We start from the raw sequence: 18618 nt of genomic DNA, 5'->3' as shown, positions 1-18618 counted from the left end.
AAGGCAGCGGGTGTCTGGGGGCGCCACTCAACGCCCCGCCCGTTGATGGTGGCCGGGGCAGCGTCACCAGCTGCCGCGTAGTGGCTCGGGAGGGCGACCAACGCCCGGTGTTGGGAGAGGGTTGGCCTCTGCTGCGTTGACACCAAAGGCGAGCGGGCCCTCCGGCTTGGGCAGCGCTACCGGCCCCCGTGGCGGGGGTGGGCGACGATGGCAGCGACGACGGCTGGCGGCAGGGCCCGGGCCGCCTGGCGGGCGCGGGCATGCCGGGGACCGGCCCGACCGGGGGTCACTCCCGGGGCGGTGGCACCAGAATTCTGTCGGGCGGATGGTCTCGTCCCCATCCATGCCCCTGCTGTTGGTGTGTGCGCAGTTCGCGTTGGTACTTGGCCCGGTTATGCGGCCCACACAGCGGTTGCAGGTTCGCCACCACCGTGCGCCCGCCCCGAGAGAACGACTGCACATGATCGGCCTGGCAGAGGGCCACCGGAACTTCGCACCCTTGCGGGTGGGCGCAGGTGGTGTGCCCGTGGAAGGCGGCGGTGCGCTGGCGGGCTGAGGCCAGGCGGCGGCTGTGGCCCACATCCAGGACCTGCCCGGTGGGCGGGGCGGTGAGCATCCGCACCACCTCAGAGTCGGCGGCCAACTCGTGCACCAGACCGACCGGTACCACCCGTCCGCGCTCGTCCAGCGCCGGAACTTCCTGGCCCTGGGTGTCCAGGTAGGTCTGCACCGGCACCACGATGCGGATCTGCGCCAGTGGAGCGGGGGCGTTGGCGCATCCGGTGTGGGTGGTGGCAAAGCGCAGCGCCGCGATGAGCGCGTCATGCTCCCGCTGCGACCGCGACCGGGTGTCCTCGTCCGAGGGTGGGGTGGTGAAGGTGTCGATGGCCGCGCGCACGATCAACGCATCCCCACTGCCGCCCCACGCCTGGAGCTGGTAGCTGCCCTGGAACGTGTCATGCACGACCAGGCCACGCGAGGCGTGAGCGGCCTCGTGGTCGCGGTCCAGGCGGTGGGGGTCCAAACGGTGCGCGACCTGGCGGGCCACCGACTGAAGCTGGTTGACCGACAACGCAGGCCGCTCCTGCTTGGCCGCCACCAGAGCCGCTTCGAAGCCCTGCCGGTACTGCGCCTGATCGGGGAAATGCTCGGCGTCGCGGGTCTGGACGGCTTTGTCGGTGACTTTGGCGATCACCACCGCCTCACCCAACCCCACCACGCCCGTCTCCACCGCTTCCACCGTGGCGGGCAGAGTCTCCTCGTGCACGTGCTGGGCCAGCCGCGCCAAGTCCTTGGCCTGGGAGGTGGGCAGTTTGCCGTGGTGCACCAACCACTTGTCCAACGTGGAGTAGCCGCTGTAGCGGGCCACCGCACCCCGCGCGTACAGGCGCGCCATCCGCGCCAACGCCTGGTACCGGATCTGGTCCAGTTGGGCCCACAGCGCCGCGATCTCCTCAGCGGCGCTCTCGTCCGCTCCGGGCGGCACGTCGGTGTTCAACGCGTGGTCGATGATCTCGCGCGCACCGGCCAGCGCGGCCACGGCCGGGGAACATTCCCCGGGGGCCGTCTCGGGCGCTGCGGTCATCGTCTCCATACTTCTTATTATAGGCCGCCGATCGCCCTTTCTCCACTATTCACAGCATCAATTGCCGACTTTCTTTATGGAGGATGTTTTGTCTCATGGGTCGCAATGGGGTCGGGTTAAAAGGTGTCCGAAAAGGTGCGCTCAGAATGCCGCCTTGACCTCGGCGATGTCGCCCCCCGACCGCAGGGGTCAGGATCGTTGCCCGAGACCGGAGGGCCTGCTGGCTGTTGGTGCTGACGCAGCAGAGCCCGACCACCCCCACACCCCGGGCGTTGGTCGCCCTCCGGTAGCCGCTCCCGCCTTTGGTGCCGCTTTTCGTCGGTCGCCCACGCTCCCACCCGGCGCCCGCCGTTTCCCGCTGCCCGTACCCTTTCGCGGCAGCTGGCGCGCTTTCGTTGCCGCCAGAAACCCCCGACAGGAATAGCGTAGGGGAGAGACCTGATGGCGGCCCCTCCCTGCCCCTTGATCCATTACCGTTATTGAACGAAGAGCGTTCCAGGGCATGCCAAAACACCTACTGGGTGGGATCCCCCCTATTTCCAGCAAACCACTCCGCCCCAACCCCGGGACACCCCCAACCGCTGCCTGTGGAAAACCGGGGACCACGGGCCGAGAGATATACCAACCGGTGGATTCCAGACCTGTCCACACCCGTTCCGCACCTGCTCCTCAGCCCACGCCCATCCCGCGTCGATGGGTCAGGACGGCGGATCGGACACGTTGTCCACAGGGGTCTGCGAGTGTCGCGGGAAAGTCGTAGGCTCAGGAGTCACCACCTGTCCACCGACCCTCCTGGGGGCACCCGAGCCATGGCCGACTCCTTCGCCCATCTGCACGTCCACACCGAGTACTCGATGCTCGACGGGGCCGCCAAACTCAAGCCCCTCTTCAAGGAGGCGGCGCGGCTGGGCATGCCCGCGGTCGCGATGACCGACCACGGCAACATGTTCGGGGCCTACGAGTTCTACCAGCAGTCCAAGGGCACCGGTGTCACGCCGATCATCGGCATCGAGGCCTACGTCGCACCCGAGTCGCGCTTCCACAAGAAGCGGGTCTTCTGGGGGCGGTCCAGCGGCTCCGACGACGCCTCGGCAGAGGGCGGCAAGGACATCTCCGGCGGCGGCCGATACCTGCACATGACCATGCTGGCGCAGAACGAGAAGGGCCTGCGCAACCTGTTCCGGATGTCCTCGCTGGCGTCCATGGAGGGCTACTACATGAAGCCCCGCATGGACCTGGAGCTGATGTCGGAGTACAGCGAGGGCATCATCGTCTCCACCGGCTGCCCCTCGGGCGGCGTGCAGACGCGGCTGCGGCTGGGCCAGGAGAAGGAGGCCGTCGCCTACGCGGCCGGGCTCCAGGACATCTTCGGCAAGGAGAACGTCTTCCTGGAGCTGATGGACCACGGCGTGCCCATCGAGAAGGAGGTCCGCGACGGCCTGCTCAGGGTCGGCCGCGAGCTGGACATCCCGCCGCTGGTGACCAACGACTCCCACTACGTGTACGAGTCCCAGGCCTCGGCGCACGACGCCCTGCTGGCGGTGGGCGTGGGCAAGAACCTGGACGACCCCACCCGCTTCCGGTTCAACGGGTCGGGCTACTACCTCAAGACCGCGGAGGAGATGCGCGGCATCCTCAACTTCGAGGAGTGGGAGCAGGGGTGCAGGAACACCCTGCTGGTGGCCGAACGCGTCGACCCGGGCGCCTACGACGCTGTGTTCGCCCACCGTGACCTGATGCCGGTCTTCCCCGTGCCCGAGGGGGAGACCCAGGCCTCCTGGCTGGCCAAGGAGGTCGATCGGCTCCTGCCCACCCGCTACCCGGACGGGATCAACGGCGAGATCCGGCAGCGGGTCGACTTCGAGCTCGGCATCATCAACGAGATGGGCTTCCCCGCCTACTTCCTCGTGGTCGCCGACATCTGCCAGTACGCGCGCAAGAACGGCATCGCGCTGGGCCCGGGGCGCGGTTCGGCGGCGGGGTCGATGATCGCCTACGTCCTGGGCATCACCGACCTGGACCCGCTGGAGCACGGGCTGCTGTTCGAGCGGTTCCTCAACCCCGAGCGCGTCACCATGCCCGATGTCGACCTGGACTTCGACGAGCGTCGGCGCGGGGAGATGATCGAGTACGTCACCCGCCTGTACGGCGCCGAGCGCGTCGCGCAGATCCTGACCTTCGGCACCATCAAGGCCAAGGCCGCGGTCAAGGACTCCACGCGCATCCTGGGCATGCCCTACTCGGTGGGCGACCAGATCACCAAGGCCTTCCCCGCCGCGGTCGGCGGCAAGGAGATCCCGCTGGAGGCGGTGACCAACACCGAGCACGAGCGCTACGGTGAGACCACCGAGCTGCGCAGCCTCGTCGACAACGACGCGCAGGTCGCCAAGGTGATGGAGACCGCGCGCGGTATCGAGGGCCTGACCCGCGGCACGGGCGTGCACGCCGCGGGCGTCATCCTGTCCAAGGAACCCCTGCTCGACGTCATCCCGCTGCACAAGCGCGACACCGACGGCGCCATCATCACGGGCTTTCCCTACCCTCAGTGCGAGGACATGGGCCTGCTCAAGATGGACTTCCTGGGCCTGCGCAACCTCACGATCATGGACGATGCGGTCAAGTCCATCAAGGAGGCCGAGGGGATCGACATCGACCTCGGCAAGCTCCCCCTGGACGACAGGAAGACCTACCAGCTCCTCTCGCGCGGCGACACCCTGGGCGTGTTCCAGCTGGACGGCGGCGCGATGCGCAACCTGCTCAAGCGCATGGAGCCCAAGAAGTTCGGCGACATCGCGGCCGTGCTGTCGCTGTACCGGCCCGGTCCGATGGCGGCGAACGCGCACAACGACTACGCCGACCGCTCGAACGGCCGCCAGGAGGTCACCCCGATCCACCCGGAGCTCAAGGACGCTCTGGAGCCGATCCTGGGGGAGACCTTCCACCTGCTCGTCTACCAGGAGCAGATCATGGCCATCGCGCAGCAGCTGGCCGGGTACACCCTCGGCGGCGCCGACCTGATGCGCCGCGCGATGGGCAAGAAGAAGAAGGAGGCCCTGGAGGAGGAGGAGGCCAAGTTCTTCCCCGGGGCCGAGGCCCGCGGCTTCTCCAAGGAGGCCACGCAGGCCCTGTGGGACGTCATGCTGCCCTTCGCCGGGTACGCGTTCAACAAGTCGCACGCCGCCGGGTACGCCCTGGTCTCCTACTGGACCGCCTACCTCAAGGCCAACCACCCCGCCGCCTACATGGCCGCGCTGCTGACCTCGGTCAGCGACGACAAGGACAAGATGGCGGTCTACCTGGCCGAGTGCCGGACCCAGGGCATCAAGGTGCTGCCCCCCGACGTCAACGAGTCGGGTCTGCGCTTCACCCCGGTGGGCAAGGACATCCGCTTCGGCATGGGCGCGGTCCGCAACGTCGGCGCCAACGTCGTCCACTCGGTCGTCAAGACCCGTACGGAGAAGGGCAAGTTCAGCTCCTTCACCGACTTCCTGTCCAAGATCGAGCTGGCGGCCTGCAACAAGCGCGTCATCGAGTCGCTGGTCAAGGCGGGCGGCTTCGACTCGCTCGGCCAGCCCCGCCGCGAGCTGTACCGCCACCACGAGACGGCGGTGGACGGCATGATCAGCTCCAAGAAGCAGGAGGCGCACGGCCAGTTCGACCTGTTCGGCGGCGGCGACGACGGCGACTCCACCCCCATCGGCCTCAACATCAACTGGGGCGAGGAGGAGTGGGACCGCAAGACCAAGCTGGCCTTCGAGCGGGAGATGCTGGGCCTGTACGTCTCCAGCCACCCGCTGGCCGGGGCCGAGCGGGTGCTGGCCCGCTCGCGCGACACCTCCATCGCCCAGATCGTTGCGGGCGAGCTGGCCCGCGAACGCGGTGAGGTGCGCATCTCCGGCCTGATCTCCAAGGTGGACAAGCGCACCAACAAGGCGGGCAACCAGTGGGCGATCGCCACGGTCGAGGACCTGGACGCCTCGATGGAGGTGCTGTTCTTCCCCAAGACCTATCCGCTGTACGTGCAGGCCCTGCTGGAGGACACCGCGGTCACCGTCAAGGGCAGGCTCAACGACCGCGACGGCACGTGGTCGATGTTCGCCTCCGAGATGTCGATCCTGGACATCTCGCACGTCACCGAGGGGGAGCCCCCGGTGCTGCTGACGGTCGCGGAGGACCGCCTGACCCCCGAGCTGGTCGGCGACCTGCGCCAAGTGCTGGCTACGCACAAGGGGGACACCCCCGTGCGGATCCGGGTGGACAACCCGGTCCGGTCGCGGGTCTACGCGGTGGACCGCTACTCGGTGCGGATCTCCCCGGAGTTCAACGGTGAGGTCAAGAGCCTGCTGGGGGCCTTCGCGGTCGACTACTGACCACCGTCCCCGGACCCCACGGTCCCCGCACGCCCCCGGGCGTGCGGGGACCTTTTTCGTGCCCGCTCTTGCCAGGACGAAGTTAGCGATATATCTTTGAGCTATCAGAACAGAGCATGACAGTCGCTCTGTATCGCACAACCTCAAGGAGAACACCATGAGCGCCATGGCACTGCCCGGCCCCTGGTCCTGGGAGGCGCGCGGACCGCGCCGTTCGCGCCTTCCCTGGGTCCGTCAGCCCGAGGAGGAACGACACGGACACCCCGAACACCCCGGCCACGGCGGCCCCCGGCGCGGCGGTGGACGGTTCGCGTTCGGCCCGCCCGGCCCGCCTCCGCCCCCCGAGCCCCCGACGGGGCCGGGACGGCCGCCCTGGGCAGGAGGGCCCTTCGGTCACGACCACCCCTTCGGCGGCTTCGGTCCCGGCGGTTTCGGACCGGGCGGGGGGTTCGGCCCGGGAGGCGGCCCCGGCGGCCGACGCCGGGGCGGACACCGCGCCAAGCGGGGCGACGTGCGCACCGGCATCCTGCTGCTGCTCGCGGAGGAGCCGCGCAGCGGCTACGAGATCATCCGCGAGGGCCGCGAGCGCAGCGGCGGCATGTGGCGGCCCAGTCCGGGCTCGGTCTACCCCATGCTCCAGCAGCTGGAGGACGAGGGGCTGGTCGTCCAGCAGGAGGGTGAGGGGCGGCGGCGCCCCTACCGGCTCACCGAGGAGGGCATCGCCCACCTGGAGGAGCACGGCGCCGACCTCACCCCGCCCTGGGAGGCGGTCGCCGACGCCTACGCCGACAGCCGGTCCCGGTACGAGGAGGTCGCGGCCCTGGCCCACCAGCTCACCGCGGCCGCGGCGCAGGTCGCCCAGGCGGGCAGCGCCGACCAGCTGGAGCGGGCCAAACGGCTCCTGGCCGAGACCCGGCGGGGCCTCTACCTCATCCTCGCCGAGGAGGAGGCGGTCGACAGCGCCTCCGCCCCGGGGGATGACGAGGACTGAGGCACCGGGCACCGACCGGTGACGGGACAGGGGGCCAGGGGACGCGAACACGTCCCCGGGCCCCCGCTGCGTCAGCGCCCCCTCGGGGTCAGTGCCCCTGCCGGTCGGCACCCCCGTCGCCCGACACCGCCGTCCTACCGGACGCGCGGCCCGCACCCGACACGCGGACTACTCGCCCGTCGTCCCGTCGGCGAGCTCGCGCAGGACGTCCAGGTGGCCGTTGTGGCGGGCGGTCTCCTCGACCATGTGCACCAGCACCCACCGCAGCGTGGTGTGCCCCTCACCGCTGTGCGCGCGCCGCGAGCCCGAACCCAGTTCCAGCCGGGCGGTGATCTCCCGGGAGCGGGCGCACTGGGCCTCGTACTCCTCCAGGAGCCGGTCCAGGGGGACCTCTCCGCCCCGGCGCCACTCGGCGTCGGGGTCCTCCGGTGTGGCGTAGCCCTCGTCGGGCAGTCCCAGCAGGATCACCTCGAACCAGGCGTGCTCCACCCAGCGCAGATGGGAGACGACGGCGCCCACACTCATCAGCGGGGACGTCGGCAGGGGAGTGGCGGCGGCGTGTTCGGGGGACAGCCCGGCGCACTTGGCGTGGACCGTGGCGCGGTGCCAGTCCAGCCAACTGGTGAGCATGGTGCGCTCGTCGGCGGCCTTGGGCGGCTCGACACGCTGGAGACCGGGGACGGCGAGAGGGCTGTTCTTGTCGCTCATGCCGGTATTCTCCGTTCCGGCTATGCCCCGTATCCACTGGTTTTCCGCAGGCCGGGACGGGGCGCGGGAGAGTGGGGGAGATGGCGGACCGCAACCGGGGGGAGACGTCGGCGCCGACACGCCGACTGGTCGTGGGGGCGTGCGTCCTGGGAGCCCTGCTCCTGCTGGGCGCGGTCCTGGGGCCGCTGTGGTGGGGCCTGGCACCGCGCGCGGAGGGCACCGCGCTGGGCGGGGGCGAGGTCTTCACCGGGACCACCGAGGACGTGTTCGCGGGTGAGGGCTGGTTCGCCCTCATCACCGCCCTCACCGGACTGGTCGCGGGCTACACCGCCTACATGGCCCAGTTCCCGCTGTCGCGCCGCCGCTTCCAGGACCTGCGCATGGTCTGCCTGGTCGCGGGCTTCCTCGGCTCGCTGGGCGGGGCCGTGCTCACCTGGCGCGTCGGTGTGGCCCTAGACGGTCCGGCGCACGCCGCCGTCGAGGCGGCCGAGCCCGGCGCCGCCGTGCAGACCGGGCTCCAGCTCGACGCGACCGCCTTCCTGCTGATCTGGCCCCTGGTGTTCGTCCTCCAGTACGGGTTGCTCGACGCGATCAGCTTCGTGCGCCGCGACCTGCCCGGCGTGCCCCGGCAGGAGCTCGTACGGCGGGATCCGGAAGAGGAAACGCACGCTGAGTCCGCGGCACCGGTCGGCCCCGGGGCGCAGGCCGACTCCGGGGCTCAGGTCGGCCCCGGCCCGGACGCGGGCCCGGCGGCCCACCCGACCCCCGGCGAGCCGATCCCGGCCGAGCACGACCAGGCGGGGCCGGAGGACCCCCGCGGCTGACCCCCGCTCCCGGCCTCCGCTCCCGTCCTCAGAACCGGCGGACGGTCTCCTCGTACATGCCGTCGAGCAGGTCGCGGTACCTGTCCTCCACCACCCGCCGCCGCATCTTCAGACTGGGCGTCATCTCGCCCTCCTCGACCGTCAGGTCGCTCGGCAGGATCGCGAACCTCTTCACGGTCTCGTGCCGGGGCAGGCCCCGGTTGAGCTCGTCCACGGCCTCCTGCACCATCTCCCGGACCCTGGGCTCCTGCGTCAGGCCCGTGTAGTCGAGGTGGCCCAGCCCGTGCTCCTGCGCCCACGCGTCGATCGACTCGGGGTCCAGGGCCACCAGCGCCACGCAGTAGGGGCGCCGGTCGCCGTGCACGACCAGGTTGCTGACGTAGGGACACAGCGCCTTGAAGCGGCTCTCGATGATCTGGGGCGCCACGTACTTGCCGCCGGAGGTCTTGATCAGCTCCTTCTTGCGGTCGGTGATGCGCAGGCGGCCGTTCTCCAGGGCGCCGATGTCTCCGGTGGCGAACCAGCCCTCCGGAGTGAGCACCTCCTCCGTGGCGCCGGAGAGGTTGTGGTAACCGCGCATCACACCGCCGCCCCGGATGAGGACCTCGCCGTCCTCGGCGATGCGCACCTCGGTGCCGGGCATGGGCAGCCCGACCGTGCCGAACCGCACGTCGCCGGGCCGGTTGACGAACGTCCCGGCGCTGGTCTCGGTGAGCCCGTAACCCTCCAGGATGACGATCCCGGCGCCGTAGAAGAACCGGCCGATCTCGGGGGACAGCGGAGCGCTGCCGGAGATGAAGAACTTCAGCCGCTCCCCGAAGCGCGCCCGCAGCCCGGCGAACACGAGCCTGTCGGCGACCCGGTACTGCGCGGCGAGCAGGCCGGCGGGCTCGCGGCCCTCCTCCCTGAGCCGGGCGACCCGGTCGCCCACCCCCGCGGCCCACCGGAAGATCCGGTACCCGGCCGCGCCGCCCTCCTTGGCCTGCATGACCACGCGGTTGTACACCTTCTCGAAGATGCGCGGGGCGGCGGCCATGAAGGTGGGCCGCACGACGGCCAGGTTGTCCACGATCCGCTCGGGGCGGCCGTCCACGGCGGTCCGGAAGCCGATCCGCAGCTGGCTGACCTGCATGAGCTTGCCGAACACGTGCGACAGCGGCAACCACAGGTACTGGACGTCGTCGGGGCCCATCAGGTCCCAGCCCCGCGCGCGCAGTTCGGTGTCCAGGTCCGCCATGGCCTGGGACTCGTAGAGCCAGTTCGCGTGGTCCAGGCGCACGCCCTTGGGTCTGCCCGTGGTGCCGGAGGTGTAGATCAGCGTGGCCAGGTGGTCGGGTGCGACCGCCGCGACCAGGGCCTCGAACAGGTCGGGGTCCTGTGCGTGGAGTCCGGAGCCCCGTGCGGCCAGCTCCTCCAGGGACATCACCCAGTCGTCGTCGCCCCCGGCCGCGCCCTCGAAGGCGATCACCCGCGACAGCCCCGGCATCCGCGCGCGCTGGTCGACCAGCTTGGCGACCTGCTCGTCGTTCTCGGCGAAGGCCACCATGCTGCCCGAGTCCGAGACGATGTAGGCGCAGTCGGGCGGGGTGGAGGAGGGGTAGACGGTGGTGGAGGCGCCGCCCGCGCACAGCACGGCCAGGTCGGCGAGGATCCACTCCACGCGCGTGCTGGAGACGATCGCGCACCGGGCCTGGGGGGTCACGCCCAGGTCGTGCAGGCCCAGCGCGATGTCGCGCACCCGGTCGCGGGTCTGGGACCAGGTGAGGGTCTCCCACTTCTCGGAGGCGCCGGAAGCGCCGTGAAGGGGGTAGCTGAACGCCTCGGAGTCGGGGGACTCGGCGACGCGGGAGAGGAACATACCGGGAACAGAGGAAAAGGGGGATGAAATGTTACTCATGTCACGAAACTACCCCTGGGTAGGTGACCCGGCAACAGCCCGTGCACGTCCTCGGAAACGGTCCCCGTCGGGGGTCAGGAGGCGCCGATCGGCGCGGTGACCGCCTCGGTGAGCGTGATCAGGTCACGGGGCTTGAGCTCCATCTGCAGACCCCGCCGCCCGGCCGAGACGTAGACCGTGGGCAGTCCGGTCACCGACGCGTCGATCACGGTGCGCAGGCGCTTGCGCTGGCCCAGGGGGCTGATCCCGCCGCGCACGTAGCCGGTGGCCTTCTCCGCCAGTGCCGCGTCGGCCATGGCGGCCCTCTTGCCGCCGACCGCGGCGGCCAGCGCCTTGAGGTCGAGCGTGGTGCTGACGGGCACCACCCCGACGGTGAGCTGTCCGTCCACCTCGGCGATCAGCGTCTTGAAGACGTGCTCGTGGGGGACGCCGAGCGCGTCGGCCGCGTCGGTGCCGTAGGAGTGCCCGTCCGAGGAGCCGTCCACCTCGTAGGGGTGCAGCGTGTACGTGGTCTTGGTCCGTCCGGCGGCCACGGTCGCTGGTGTGGCTTTTGCGCTCATTGAGTACCTGGTTCCTTCTCCGCGCGCGAACGCGCTGGCGCGTGCGTCGCAACAGCCCGGGTCGGGCCCCGGGCACGCCGCACCGGTTCGCACAGCAGGCTAGGCCAACACGGGGCGGGCCGCGCGCAGGCATGCGGGGAAACCCGGTGTTTCCTCCACTGGGCACCGGTATCGGGACCTTCGGCCCGGAAAGGGACCGGCGAACGCGCCGCGCGGTCCCCTAGTTGAAGGACACGCCGTTGTTGAGGAAGGGGCCCGCGGGAAGGTTGGGCAGTGTGGGAGCGGCCACGATGCGGTTCTCCCGGCGCAGGAACCGGGCGGTCACGGCCAGCCGGGTCGCGGCGTCCTCGGCCTCCAGCATCCGCTGCTTCTCCGCCTGGTCCAGGACCGCGGCCGCGGCCACCGCGTAGGACAGTGCGATGGGGTCCTTGGGCAGTTCGGGGGAGGCGTCCGGCGACATCCCGATCGAGGCCAGGCGTTGGGAGTAGGTCCCGAACAGGTCGCGCACCCGCTCGGCGTGCTCCTCCACGTCCGGGCCGGTCGGCTCGGGCAGGAAGGCCACCGACGCGGTCGAGTACTCCTCGGGGGAGGAGGCGTCCACCTGCGACAGGTCGGTGATGGAGAACCGCGCGCCGCCTTCGACGACCAGGTCGTAGCGGCCGTCCTCGTAGGTGCGCACGTCGCGGACCAGGGCGGTGCACCCGGTCGCGCTGATCCGGGGCAGCGAGGTGCCCGGCCCTCCGGTGGTGGGGGTCCCGGTGTCGGCGCCGCCGGCGCCCTGGCCGGACTCGGAGGCCACCTCCTGGCCCAGTTCGATCCACACCACGCCGAACCGGAGCGGGCCCCGGCCGCGCCCGATCTCGTCCCCCTGGGCGAAGGTGGGCCCGAGCAGTTCCGCGACCAGGCGGCGGTAGCGCCGCTCGAAGACGTGCAGGGGAACGGTCATACCGGGGAACAGCACGGTGTTCAACGGGAAGATCGGCAGGGCCAAGGGCATGGTTCCAGTATGCCCCTCATGCCGGGAACGCGGGCGCCGAAACCGGCGGCGCGTCCCCGGCCGGTCCCGGCCCCCGCGGCCCGAGGGCGTCCGGGGGTCCGGGGCGCGGGGTCAGGAGACCGACGGGCCAGCGGTGCCGGGCGCGTCCTGGCTGCCGCTGTCCTCGCTGGGCATGTCCCGGGCGACGAAGTCCTCCACGTGGAACAGGTTGCCGTTGGCGCGGTCCACCACGTTGAGGAGGGTCGACATCTTGGCGACCTCCTCGGTCTGCTCCTGGATGAACCACTGGAGGAACTGCTCGCCGGTGTAGTCGTCCTCGTCCCGGGCGACCTTGGCCAGGCGCTGGAACTGGTCGGTCACCTCGCGCTCCTGGCGAAGGGCCAGGGCGACCAGGTCCCGGGGCACGGCGAAATCGGTCTCGATCTCGTCCACGCCCGGAAGGGAGAACGGGACGTCGGTGTCCAGGAGGAACCGCACGATCATCATCGCGTGGTCGCGCTCCTCCAGGGACTGCTCGTAGAAGACCCGCGCCAGCTGGGGCAGGTCGTGGTCGTCGAACCAGGCGGCGATGGCCACGTACTGGTGCGAGGCCGTGAACTCGTGCCGAACCTGGTCGACGAGGAGCCGGTGGAACTTGGAAAGGCCGATATCGCTGCTCTTGTTCGAAGTCATGAGCACACGATAACGCATGGAAAAGCATTTCGCGACATTTATCGATGTGACTCGAATTTCTTAGGCAAGCCTTTCTGAAGCTTAATAAGGTTAGGTGTCCCAAACTTAGGGCGCACTTATTCGGGCGCAACGCGTTCCACCCCGCCGGCCCCTCCCGCGCCGACGCGTACCCGCCGGTGGCGCGCGTGTGGCGTCCATCATCCGGACGGCGCCGCCCACCGAATGGGCACTTCCCCCTAGACTGGGACCGTGATCAGTCGAATCGACCTCCGAGGCACCCAAGGCGACCCGCGTCAGGCCCTTCCGCGCGCGGAACTGGACGTGGCGGCCGCCGCCGAGCGCGTACGCCCCCTGTGCGAGGACGTGCGCCATCGCGGTGTCGAGGCCCTGGTCGAACTCACCGAGCGCTTCGACGGCGTCAGACTGACCGACATCCGCGTGCCCAAGGACGCGATCGAGGCCGCCCTGGACGGCCTCGACCCCGCCGTGCGCGCCGCGCTGGAGGAGTCCATCCGCCGCGCCCGCGCGGTCCACCGCGACCAGCGCCGCACCGACCACACCACCCGCGTCGTGCCCGGGGGCACCGTCACCGAGAAGTGGATCCCCGTCGACCGCGTCGGCCTCTACGTGCCGGGCGGCCGTGCCGTCTACCCCTCCAGCGTCGTCATGAACGTCGTCCCCGCCCAGGAGGCGGGGGTCCGCTCCCTGGCGGTCACCTCACCGCCCCAGAGCGCCTTCGGCGGACTGCCCCACCCGACCATCCTCGCCGCCTGCGCCCTGCTCGGCGTCGACGAGGTCTACGCCGTCGGCGGCGCCCAGGCCGTGGCCATGTTCGCCTACGGCGCGGGCCCCTGCGAGCGCGCCGACATGGTCACCGGCCCCGGCAACATCTGGGTGGCCGCGGCCAAGCGCCTGCTCAAGGGCGTCATCGGCATCGACGCCGAGGCCGGTCCCACCGAGATCGCGATCCTCGCCGACGCCACCGCCGACCCCGACTACGTCGCCGCCGACCTGGTCAGCCAGGCCGAGCACGACGTCGTCGCCGCCTCCGTCCTGGTCACCCCGGACGAGGCGCTCGCCGAGGCGGTCACCGACCGCCTCGCCGTACGCGTGGCCGCCACCAAGCACGGCGACCGCGTCCGCGAGGCCCTGTCCGGCCCGCAGTCCGGCATCGTCCTGGTCGACGACCTCGACCACGGCCTCGCCGTCGTCAACGCCTACGCCGCCGAGCACCTGGAGGTCATGACCGCCGACGCCGCCGCGTGGGCCGCGCGCGTGCGCAACGCGGGCGCGATCTTCGTCGGCGACTTCTCGCCGGTCTCCCTGGGCGACTACGCCGCCGGGTCCAACCACGTGCTGCCCACCGGCGGCTGCGCCTGCCACAGCGGCGGCCTGAGCGTGCAGACCTTCCTGCGCGGCGTGCACGTGGTCGAGTACGACCGCGAGGCGCTGACCGACGTCGCCCACCACGTCATCGCCCTGGCCAACGCCGAGGACCTGCCCGCGCACGGCGAGGCCGTCGCCGCGCGCACGGAACAGGCCTGAACCCGAAGGCCACCCGCCCGGCGGGAACCCGGGCGCGCGGGCCCCGCGGCCGCACCGGCCGCGACCCGCACGCCCCGTCCGCCTCCGACCGACCATGAGCGTGCAACCGTGAGCTTCACCCTGAACGACCTGCCCCTGCGCGACGACCTGCGCGGCCGCTCGCCCTACGGCGCGCCGCAGCTGGACGTACCCGTGGTGCTCAACACCAACGAGAACCCGCACCCGCCCTCGGCGCGCCTGGCCAAGGCGCTGGCCGAGGCGGTCGCCGACACCGCCCTGGGCCTCAACCGCTACCCCGACCGGGACGCGGTCCGCCTGCGCGAGGGCCTGGCCGCCTACCTCGGCCACGGCCTGACCGCCGACCAGGTGTGGGCGGCCAACGGCTCCAACGAGGTCCTCCAGCAGATCCTCCAGGCCTTCGGCGGCCCCGGCCGGGCCGCCATGGGCTTCGAGCCGTCCTACTCCATGCACCCGATCATCTCCCGGGGCACCGGCACCGCCTGGGTGTCCGTGCCGCGCGGAGCCGACTTCCGCGTCGACGTGGACGCCGCCCTGGCCGCCATCGCCGAGCACCAGCCCAGCGTCGTCTTCCTCACCTCGCCCAACAACCCCACCGGCACCGCCCTGGACTTGGCCGACACTGAGCGCGTCCTGGCGGCGGCCCCCGGCGTCGTGGTCGTGGACGAGGCCTACGCCGAGTTCCGCCGCGAGGGCACGCCCAGCGCGCTGAGCCTGCTGCCCGACCACCCCAGGCTCATCGTCTCGCGCACCATGTCCAAGGCCTTCGCCCTGGCCGGCGCGCGCGTGGGCTACCTGGCCGCCCACCCGGCCGTGGTCGACGCCCTCCAGTTGGTCCGCCTGCCCTACCACCTGTCCGCCGTCACCCAGACGGTCGCGCTCACCGCGCTCGACCACGCCGACGAACTCCTCGCCGCCGTCGCCGACCTGCGCGCCGAACGCGACTCCCTGGTCGCCTGGCTGCGCGGGCAGGGCTTCTCCGTCGCCGAGTCCGACGCCAACTTCGTCCTGTTCGGCGAGTTCGAGGACCGCACCCGCGTCTGGCAGGACATGCTCGACCAGCAGGTCCTCATCCGCGAGACCGGCCCGCCCGGGTGGCTGCGCGTCAGCGTCGGAACCCCGCAGGAGATGGCCGCCTTCCGCCGGGCCCTGCTCCGCGCCACCGGACGCTGAGCCCTGCCCGCCGACCCCGAGACCGCCGCCCGGCCCGACCCGGCCGGGCCACGCACCCACCGCACCGAGCGAGGAAGTCCCACCACCATGAGCCGCACCGGACGCGTCGAGCGCACCACCAAGGAAACCAAGGTCCTGGTCGAGATCGACCTGGACGGCACCGGCGTCGCCGACGTCTCCACCGGCGTCGGCTTCTTCGACCACATGCTCGACCAGCTCGCCAAGCACGGCCTGTTCGACCTGACCGTGCGCACCGAGGGCGACCTGCACATCGACTCCCACCACACCATGGAGGACACCGCCCTGGCCCTGGGCGCGGCCTTCCGCGAGGCCCTGGGCGACAAGCGGGGCATCCGCCGCTTCGCCGACGCCAAGGTGCCCCTGGACGAGGCCCTGGCCGAGGTCACCGTCGACGTCTCCGGCCGCCCCTACCTGGTGCACAGCGAGCCCGAGGGCATGGCCCCGCTGATCGGCCGCGACTACGACACCACCATGACCCGCCACATCCTGGAGTCGTTCGTGGCCCAGGCCCGCGTCGCCCTGCACGTGCGCGTGCCCTACGGCCGCAACGCCCACCACATCGTCGAGTGCCAGTTCAAGGCGCTGGCCCGCGCCCTGCGCGCGGCCACCGAGGACGACCCGCGCGTCAGCGGCATCCCGTCCACCAAGGGCGCCCTGTAGATGGACGGATACCTGTGGGGGATCGCCCTCATCGTGCTCGGGGGCTTCCTCGCCGGGGGCGCGTACGCCCTGTGGAGGGTCAACCGGCCCCTCGCAGTCGTCCTGGCCGGATGCACGGCGCTCGCGCTGGCCTCCGGCGTACTGCGCCTGGACTACTTCTGAAGGGGAAGGGCAGCACCATGCCGTCACGAGTGGTCGTCTTCGACTACGGCTCCGGCAACCTGCGCTCGGCGCAGCGCGCGATGGAGCGCACCGGAGCCGACGTCACCGTCACCTCCGACCCGCACGCCGCCCTCGACGCGGACGGCCTCGTCGTCCCGGGCGTGGGCGCGTTCAGCGCGTGCATGTCCAGCCTGCGGGCCGCGGGCGGCGACCGGATCATCGGCAGGCGCGTGGCCGGGGGGCGCCCGGTCCTGGGCATCTGCGTGGGCATGCAGGTCCTCTTCGACCGGGGGGTGGAGCGCGCCGGCTCCGACACCGGGGCGGGGGAGGAGGTCACCGAGGGCTGCGGCGAGTGGCCCGGCACGGTGGACCGCCTGCGCGCGCCCGTCGTTCCGCACATGGGCTGGAACACCGTCCGCCCGCCCGAGGACACCCGGCTCTTCGCCGGGATCGGGCCCGAGGACCGCTTCTACTTCGTGCACTCCTACGCCGTGCGCGAGTGGGAGTTCACGCCCACCAACGAGCGCATCCCCGCGCCCGGGGTGACCTGGGCCGAGCACGGCGAGCCGTTCGTGGCCGCCGTCGAGAACGGACCCCTGTGGGCCACCCAGTTCCACCCGGAGAAGTCCGGCGACGCGGGCGCCCGCATCCTGGCCAACTGGGTGGACACCCTCTGACCGGTGTCCGCCGGGGCCGCGCGCCCGGCCCGCCACCGCTCCCCAAGACCTTCCGACCGACGAGAACGAGATGAGTCCATGACCGGCGAGACCACCACCCCCGTACTCGAACTGCTGCCCGCCGTGGACGTGGCGGGCGGCCAGGCCGTCCAGCTCGTCCAGGGCAAGGCGGGCTCCGGCGGGCAGTACGGCGACCCCTTCGAGGCGGCCATGGCCTGGCAGTCCGCCGGTGCCGAGTGGATCCACCTGGTGGACCTGGACGCCGCGTTCGGCCGCGGCCACAACCGCGACCTGCTGCGCGACATCGTGGGCCGCCTCGACGTCAAGGTCGAGATGTCCGGCGGCATCCGCGACGACGAGTCGCTGGCCGCCGCCCTGTCCACCGGGTGCAGGCGGGTCAACATCGGCACCGCCGCCCTGGAGAACCCCGAGTGGTGCGCCAGGATCATCGCCGAGCACGGCGACCAGATCGCGATCGGCCTGGACGTGCGCGGCACCACCTTGGCCGCGCGCGGCTGGACCCGCGACGGCGGCGACCTCATGCAGACCCTGGAGCGCCTGGAGTCGGAGGGCTGCGCCCGCTACGTCGTCACCGACGTCCAGAAGGACGGTACCCTCAAGGGCCCCAACCTGGACCTGCTGCGCACCGTGTGCGAGCGCACCGACAAGCCGGTGGTGGCCAGCGGCGGCGTCTCCAGCCTGGAGGACCTGCGGGCGATCGCCACGCTGGTGCCGCTGGGCGTGGAGGGCGCCATCATGGGCACCGCGCTGTACGAGGGCGCCTTCACCTTGGAGGACGCCCTGGCCACGGTGCGCGAGGCCGGGAGCGTGCGCCCGTGAGCGTGTCGGTGCGCGTCATCCCCTGCCTGGACGTGGACGCCGGGCGGGTGGTCAAGGGCGTCAACTTCGAGAACCTGCGCGACGCGGGCGATCCGGTCGAGCTGGCCGGCACCTACGACGCGGACGGCGCCGACGAGCTCACCTTCCTCGACGTCACCGCCTCCAGCGGTGACCGCGAGACCACCTACGACGTGGTGCGCCGCACCGCCGACCAGGTGTTCATCCCGCTGACCGTGGGCGGCGGGGTGCGCACCCCAGACGACGTGGACCGGCTGCTGCGCGCGGGCGCGGACAAGGTGGGCGTCAACACCGCCGCCATCGCCCGCCCCGAACTCATCGGGGAGATCGCCGAGCGCTTCGGCCGCCAGGTGCTGGTGCTCTCCGCCGACGTGCGCCGGGTGCGCGGGGACGGGCGGCCGACGCCGAGCGGGTTCGAGGTCACCACGCACGGCGGACGCCGCAGTGCCGGGGTCGACGCCCTGGAGTGGTGCGAGCGCGCCGCCGAGCTGGGGGCGGGGGAGATCCTGCTCAACTCGATGGACGCCGACGGCACCCGGTCGGGCTTCGACCTGGAGCTGATCCGGGCGGTGCGCTCCCGGGTGGAGGTGCCGCTGATCGCCTCCGGCGGCGCGGGCGCGGTGGAGCACTTCGCCCCGGCCGTGGCGGCGGGCGCGGACGCCGTGCTGGCCGCGACGGTCTTCCACTTCGGGCAGTTCACCATCGCCGACGTCAAGAAGAGCCTGCGCGAGGCGGGCCACCCCGTCCGCTGAGCGGGGCGGGCCCGCCCCGACCGGTTCCGGGCACAGGGCCTCCGCGCGCACGAGCGCGCGGAGGCCCTCCGCGTGTCCGGACCCCTGCACGTCCGGCCCCCGTGTTCCTCGGCCCCGCCTCCGGCCGGAACACCGGTCGCGTCCCGTG

At 71.6% G+C, this 18618-nt stretch carries 16 protein-coding genes; 10 read left to right on the top strand and 6 right to left on the bottom strand.

What is annotated here, in order from left to right; translation table 11 throughout:
- Positions 1-286 precede the first annotated feature (286 nt).
- Positions 287-1585: an HNH endonuclease signature motif containing protein gene (locus AC0VX6_RS20055; RefSeq protein ID WP_475469403.1), complete on the bottom strand. Its 1299-nt coding sequence runs from the start codon at positions 1583-1585 to the stop codon at positions 287-289.
- Positions 1586-2394: 809 nt separating this feature from the next.
- Between AC0VX6_RS20055 and dnaE the strand changes: the two genes are divergently transcribed.
- Together dnaE and AC0VX6_RS20045 are read left to right on the top strand one after the other, a co-directional pair.
- Positions 2395-5955 carry a DNA polymerase III subunit alpha gene (gene dnaE, locus AC0VX6_RS20050; protein WP_475465592.1) on the top strand — a complete coding sequence of 1187 codons (3561 nt, stop codon included), beginning with the start codon at positions 2395-2397 and terminating at the stop codon, positions 5953-5955.
- A 157-nt stretch (positions 5956-6112) separates the two neighbouring features.
- Complete coding sequence (locus AC0VX6_RS20045; RefSeq protein WP_274974156.1) at positions 6113-6946, top strand: PadR family transcriptional regulator; 834 nt, start codon at positions 6113-6115, stop codon at positions 6944-6946.
- Between the two features lie 168 nt (positions 6947-7114).
- On the opposite strand, the gene AC0VX6_RS20040 is transcribed toward AC0VX6_RS20045, so the two are convergent.
- Positions 7115-7654: a DinB family protein gene (locus AC0VX6_RS20040; protein ID WP_274974155.1), complete on the bottom strand. Its 540-nt coding sequence runs from the start codon at positions 7652-7654 to the stop codon at positions 7115-7117.
- A gap of 80 nt (positions 7655-7734) precedes the next feature.
- On the opposite strand from AC0VX6_RS20040, the gene AC0VX6_RS20035 reads away from it, so the two are divergent.
- Complete coding sequence (locus tag AC0VX6_RS20035) at positions 7735-8478, top strand: hypothetical protein (protein WP_274974154.1); 744 nt, start codon at positions 7735-7737, stop codon at positions 8476-8478.
- A 28-nt stretch (positions 8479-8506) separates the two neighbouring features.
- On the opposite strand, the gene AC0VX6_RS20030 is transcribed toward AC0VX6_RS20035, so the two are convergent.
- From AC0VX6_RS20030 to AC0VX6_RS20015, 4 genes are all read right to left on the bottom strand, one after another.
- Positions 8507-10375 (bottom strand): AMP-dependent synthetase/ligase, encoded by a 1869-nt coding sequence (locus tag AC0VX6_RS20030; protein WP_274974153.1) that lies wholly within the window; start codon positions 10373-10375, stop codon positions 8507-8509.
- 74 nt (positions 10376-10449) lie between these two features.
- Positions 10450-10935, bottom strand: a complete 486-nt coding sequence (gene ybaK, locus AC0VX6_RS20025; protein WP_274974152.1) for a Cys-tRNA(Pro) deacylase — start codon at positions 10933-10935, stop codon at positions 10450-10452.
- A gap of 220 nt (positions 10936-11155) precedes the next feature.
- Positions 11156-11932 carry an LON peptidase substrate-binding domain-containing protein gene (locus AC0VX6_RS20020; protein ID WP_274974151.1) on the bottom strand — a complete coding sequence of 259 codons (777 nt, stop codon included), beginning with the start codon at positions 11930-11932 and terminating at the stop codon, positions 11156-11158.
- 111 nt (positions 11933-12043) lie between these two features.
- Positions 12044-12604, bottom strand: a complete 561-nt coding sequence (locus AC0VX6_RS20015) for a ferritin (protein ID WP_274974150.1) — start codon at positions 12602-12604, stop codon at positions 12044-12046.
- Positions 12605-12853: 249 nt separating this feature from the next.
- Here AC0VX6_RS20015 and hisD point away from each other — a divergent pair, with 249 nt between their 5' ends.
- From hisD to hisF, 7 genes are all read left to right on the top strand, one after another.
- Positions 12854-14149 (top strand): histidinol dehydrogenase, encoded by a 1296-nt coding sequence (hisD, locus tag AC0VX6_RS20010; RefSeq protein WP_475465588.1) that lies wholly within the window; start codon positions 12854-12856, stop codon positions 14147-14149.
- 108 nt (positions 14150-14257) lie between these two features.
- The gene (locus tag AC0VX6_RS20005; protein ID WP_274974148.1) at positions 14258-15340 is read left to right on the top strand and encodes a histidinol-phosphate transaminase; all 1083 of its coding nucleotides are present in this window, start codon (positions 14258-14260) and stop codon (positions 15338-15340) included.
- Positions 15341-15427: 87 nt separating this feature from the next.
- Positions 15428-16021, top strand: a complete 594-nt coding sequence (gene hisB / locus AC0VX6_RS20000) for an imidazoleglycerol-phosphate dehydratase HisB (protein ID WP_026338663.1) — start codon at positions 15428-15430, stop codon at positions 16019-16021.
- Complete coding sequence (locus AC0VX6_RS19995) at positions 16022-16183, top strand: hypothetical protein (RefSeq protein WP_013154204.1); 162 nt, start codon at positions 16022-16024, stop codon at positions 16181-16183.
- Between the two features lie 17 nt (positions 16184-16200).
- Positions 16201-16860 (top strand): imidazole glycerol phosphate synthase subunit HisH, encoded by a 660-nt coding sequence (gene hisH / locus AC0VX6_RS19990; RefSeq protein WP_274974147.1) that lies wholly within the window; start codon positions 16201-16203, stop codon positions 16858-16860.
- 78 nt (positions 16861-16938) lie between these two features.
- Complete coding sequence (gene priA / locus AC0VX6_RS19985) at positions 16939-17700, top strand: bifunctional 1-(5-phosphoribosyl)-5-((5-phosphoribosylamino)methylideneamino)imidazole-4-carboxamide isomerase/phosphoribosylanthranilate isomerase PriA (protein WP_274974146.1); 762 nt, start codon at positions 16939-16941, stop codon at positions 17698-17700.
- Complete coding sequence (gene hisF, locus AC0VX6_RS19980; RefSeq protein WP_475465586.1) at positions 17697-18470, top strand: imidazole glycerol phosphate synthase subunit HisF; 774 nt, start codon at positions 17697-17699, stop codon at positions 18468-18470. Before priA ends, hisF begins: the two co-directional genes overlap by 4 nt.
- Positions 18471-18618 lie beyond the last annotated feature (148 nt).

The organism is Nocardiopsis sp. iso_25 (assembly GCF_056173305.1).
Note: the sequence above shows the minus strand (reverse complement) of the source record. Positions and strands in the feature narration are given on the sequence as shown.